This window comes from Haloferax sp. s1 (genome assembly GCF_058382125.1).
On the sequence record NZ_JBZRPK010000407.1, the window covers coordinates 1 to 4,262 of the forward strand.

The 4,262-nt window shown below is 59.9% G+C and carries 5 protein-coding genes; 3 read left to right on the forward strand and 2 right to left on the reverse strand.

Translation table 11 applies throughout. From position 1 onward, the window contains the following. Positions 1–755: ATP-NAD kinase family protein (locus tag QT222_RS05360; RefSeq protein WP_491476545.1), on the forward strand; the 755-nt coding region annotated here is incomplete at its 5' end. 153 nt (positions 756–908) lie between these two features. Then, on the forward strand, positions 909–1,940 hold the full coding sequence (locus QT222_RS05365) for a phosphate signaling complex PhoU family protein (RefSeq protein ID WP_004572482.1): 1,032 nt from the start codon (positions 909–911) through the stop codon (positions 1,938–1,940). A 41-nt stretch (positions 1,941–1,981) separates the two neighbouring features. Here the strand turns inward: QT222_RS05365 and QT222_RS05370 are convergent, their stop codons facing one another. Together QT222_RS05370 and QT222_RS05375 are read right to left on the reverse strand one after the other, a co-directional pair. Further along, the gene (locus QT222_RS05370) at positions 1,982–2,365 is read right to left on the reverse strand and encodes a DUF7528 family protein (RefSeq protein WP_004572481.1); all 384 of its coding nucleotides are present in this window, start codon (positions 2,363–2,365) and stop codon (positions 1,982–1,984) included. A 212-nt stretch (positions 2,366–2,577) separates the two neighbouring features. After that, positions 2,578–3,807: an LEA/WHy family protein gene (locus QT222_RS05375; protein ID WP_491476546.1), complete on the reverse strand. Its 1,230-nt coding sequence runs from the start codon at positions 3,805–3,807 to the stop codon at positions 2,578–2,580. Between the two features lie 192 nt (positions 3,808–3,999). On the opposite strand from QT222_RS05375, the gene QT222_RS05380 reads away from it, so the two are divergent. After that, on the forward strand, positions 4,000–4,182 hold the full coding sequence (locus QT222_RS05380; protein ID WP_004572479.1) for a DUF7525 family protein: 183 nt from the start codon (positions 4,000–4,002) through the stop codon (positions 4,180–4,182). The last annotated feature ends 80 nt before the right edge of the window (positions 4,183–4,262 follow it).

Consider the following 4,262-nt stretch of genomic DNA (forward strand, 5'->3'; position numbering starts at 1 on the left):
GTGTCGACCTCGTGTTGTTCGTCGGCGGCGACGGAACCGCGGCCGACGTGGCCGAAGCCCTCGACGGAAGCGACGTGCCGATGCTCGGTGTCCCCGCCGGCGTGAAGGTCTATTCGTCCGTCTTCGCCGTCTCACCGGAGGACGCCGCACACATCGCAACCTCGTTCGAGCGGACCGAAGCCCGCGAAGTCATGGATATCGACGAAGACAACTATCGCGCCGGGGAGGTCCATCCCGAACTTCGAGCGGTCGCTCACGTGCCCGTCGCCGAGGACCTGCAGTCGTCGAAACAGACGAGCGGCGGAACGGTCGAAGCACTCGCTTCCGGCGTGGCCGACGACATCCGGAGTAGCGAAGGCGTCACGTACGTCCTCGGTCCCGGAAGCACTGTCGGCGCGGTCAAATCCGAACTCGGTATCGACGGGTCGCCACTCGGCGTCGACGTGTATCGCGACGGCGAAGTCCTCGTTCGTGACGCGACTGAGGACGAAATCCTCGCAAATCTCGGCGAGGAAAACGTCATCGTCGTCACGCCCATCGGTGGACAGGGCTTCGTCTTCGGCCGCGGAAACCCGCAACTCTCTCCCGACGTGATTCGGCGGTGTGACGTGTCGGTCGTCGCCTCGCGGTCGAAACTCGACACAATTCCGGTCCTCCGCGTGGACACCGATGATACGGACCTCGATGAAGAACTCCGTGGCTGGACCAAAGTCCGGGTCGGCCGCGTCGAGCGGCGGATGATGAAAATCGAGTGACTCGGCCGCGTCGATTGCGACTACTACGACGCAAACCGCTGTACCTCGATGTGATTTAGGTTTCGTGGGGATGTTCAATTCTGGTTCATAACTATTATTGACAGGGAGTGACATATGGTGAGATTTAAGGTCATTGGATGGGTTCGACATGGCATGGAGACCCGGAAAGTCCAGCGTCTCGGTCCCTCCACGCTGGCGATGACGCTCCCAGCGGAGTGGGCCAAGGAACACAACGTCGACAAGGGGGACGAGGTGACGATTCGAACGAGCGGTAAAGGAACCCTTACGGTCCTTCCCGAGTCGGTCAGCACCGAAGATTCGAAAGCAACGATTCGTGCGGATAATCTGAACGCCGAGGCGCTCGAACGCGCAATCGTGGCGCAGTACGTCCTCGGACGGCGCGTCATCCACATCGAAAAGAGCGAAGGCGCACTCGACTCCGACCACATCAACGCCGTCTACAAGGCCGAGACGCAGCTTATGGGTCTCGGCGTCATCGAGGAGACGCCCGAACGAATCGCCATTCGTTGCTCGGTCGACGCCGAGGACTTCAGCCTCGACAATCTCCTCAAACGGTTGGAGAACACGGGCAGCACGATGCGCGGCGAAGCCGTGAAGGCGCTCGCCCACGGAAATCCCGACCTCGCACAGCGGGCACTCAACCGCGAGCGTCAGGCGAACAAGATTTTCGTCCTGCTGCTTCGTCTCATTTTCACGTCCTACCAGAACCCCAACCTCGCACGGGCCGTCGGTCTCGACTCAGGGTTCCCGCTCATCGGCTACCGCTCTGTGGCGAAGAACCTCGAACTGACCGCCGACAACGCCGAGGACATCGCCAACATCGTCATGGACGCCGACGGCCACACCCTCGACGTCGACCAGTCGACGATGCGACGAATCCGGGAGTTCACGGACCACGTGGACGAGATTACGACGACTGCAGTGAAGGCGGTCGTCGAGCGTAACTACGACCACACCATCGAGTGCCGCGAACTGTTCCGCGAGATTCGAGACCGCGAGCGCGACATCCTCAACGACCTTCCGGAGATGGATAACCAGCAACTCCTCCAGATTCGCGAGGTGCTCGTGAGCCTCCAGCAGACTGCGCAGTATGCGATGCGGAACGCCGAAATAGCGGCGAACCTGGCGCTCAACGAAGAGTCAGAACACGTCACGCTCGACTAATTCGGGCGATAGGTCGCCCTCGGTCGAGCACCGAGTCGCCCTCAGTCGGCGACCAATTCTACTGTGTCTTTAGTATCGGTGTCGCTCGACTGTTTTTCACCCGTCAACGGATTCCGACTGGCGATACGGCAGTCGAACGCCGGATGCTCGCCAAAGTGGCGGATTATCATGTGGCGACGGGACCCGGTGATACCGGTCCGGCCAACGTCGTCGGCGGTAAAGCGCTCCGGCAGTCGCTTGTACAGGCGGCGCAGCTCGTCGAAACTGGTGAATACTTTCGCGTTACCAGTCGAATCTGCGCCGCGTCGGGAGACGACGTAACTCCCGTCTTGGCGGTACTCGCCTGCCGTGCGGAAGAACTCGCGTTTCTCGGTCAGCGCCGTGCCGATGGCTTCTTGCAGGTCTGAAGCGGCATCACGGGACAATTCACACGTCTGGTCGCCGAAGGAGACAACAATTGTTTCGTCGTCGCTCTCGACGGTTACAGGATTCTCATCGCGGGAGAAGAACTCGATCAGGAGAGTGAGTACTCCGTGTCATACTCAGTCGTACCGCGGCACAATGTAAAATCTTGTCGGCTGGGTCAGGAATCACCGCGGTGGACCGCAGAGGCCCTCACCCTTGCTATCGAAACGGGCTACAACAACCCGTCGTCGGTAGTCGTCTCGTTGCTTGCGGTGGTAGTCGACTCGGTTGTCGTTGTAGTTGCGGTAGTCGTCGTTGTAGTTGCGGTAGTCGTCGTTGTAGTTGCGGTAGTCGTCGTTGTCGTCGTTGTCGTCGTGGTTGCCGTACTCGTTTCGGTCGTCGTAGTTGAGTCGGATGATTGCGTCGTGGTCGTCTCTTCGGCCGTAGTCGCGTCCTCAGTCGTGGTCGTCTCGTCGGACGACGAACCCGCCGTGGAGTTCGTCCCCGACGCCGCTTTGTTGCCGAAGATGTCCGTCTCGAAGGTCTTCTCGTAGGTCAGCGCATCGAGCGGGACCGTAAGCGTCGTGCCACCAGCATCGAGTTTCGCGTAGAAGTCGATGCGTAGGTCGGTCGTCTGATTGCGTTCGAGGTGCGTCACCCACCACTCGTCGAGTTTGTCGTTTTCGATGTAGGTCGTCGCCTCGATTGTCTTCGTCGTCTTCGGCGGGATTGCGTACTCGGATTCCGTCGTTCCCTCGCCCACATCCACGTCGTTCATGGAGATGTTGTAGCCGAGTTCGGAGATGGCGACCGGGTACGGTTTGGGGTTGTGGACGACGAAGGTGAGTTCGAGTGCCGTGCGCTCTTCCGTAGAGTCGCCCCACTCGGCGCTCGTCTCGTTGATGTACAACACCGGGTCGGAGACCAGCGGTTTGTCGGCGTTTATCTCGCGGGTTTCAGTGGAGTTGAACGCCGAAAGCAGGTCCGTGTCGATGCTCCGAGTTATCTCCGGGGCCTCGAAGGTCTTCCCGAGCGTCTCGGAGGTGACGGTCGCGTTGACGCGGAGCGCCGTGTGCTCGCCGTTCTGGATGTGCGATACCCACCAGTCGGGGATGCGTTCGTTCGAAAGCGTCGTCCGAAGCGGAACCGCGGTCGTTCCTTGACCGATAGCGATTCCCCGTTTTTCGCCGGTTGCCATCCGGAGACCGTTCATGTCGATAGCGTAGTCTACGGACAGTCCGGAGAGGTTCGCCGAAATCGGGTTCGGGTTCGAGACGCGGATATCGGTCCCGATGACCGTCGTCGTCTGATTGACGCTAGCGAATCGGTTGTCGACACCGTCGACGCTCGGCGCGCCGATAATACCTGTGGCGTACGCCCCGCCGACACCCGCCCCGACGAGGAGCAGTACAACGAGTGCGGTTCGGAGTCGTCCGCCGAACAGTGCGGATATAAGTCCCATCGTTGTGGTCACTCGAGACTAGTGGTACAAATGTCGAACGGACGAGCGAGGATTTGCCTCGTGATAGCATCCGGACGAACGTATGATTCAAATTCACGGTTCGGTGACATCTCTCGTCAGAACTCCGCGTTATACAGACGCACGATAAGCAGTGTCGAATGAACTAAGTACACGCCCGAAAAGGTCGGGGATATGGAAACCAAGACGGTGCAATCCGACAAGTCCATCGGCTTTGCGGCGTTGTTCGGCGTGCTCACGCTCGTCGGTGCAGGCCTGATGGTTGCGGGACCGGATCAGTTAACGAAGGCACTCGGCTTTGCTGTGGCAATCACCGCCGCTTCGCTGGCTGTGGGCGGCGCTCACGCGTTCCAGTAAGTCGCAAACGAGTAACCGTTAAGAACGCTCATTCCCTAAACGATTCGAGGATGACTGAGTACACCGACGAGGAACAACGC

Bases quoted from the DNA above. Each gene is read 5' to 3' on its own strand.
- QT222_RS05365 (WP_004572482.1), top strand. From the start codon at position 909: ATGGAGACCCGGAAAGTCCAGCGTCTCGGTCCCTCCACGCTGGCGATG.
- QT222_RS05375 (WP_491476546.1), bottom strand. From the start codon at position 3,807: ATGGGACTTATATCCGCACTGTTCGGCGGACGACTCCGAACCGCACTC.
- QT222_RS05380 (WP_004572479.1), top strand. From the start codon at position 4,000: ATGGAAACCAAGACGGTGCAATCCGACAAGTCCATCGGCTTTGCGGCG.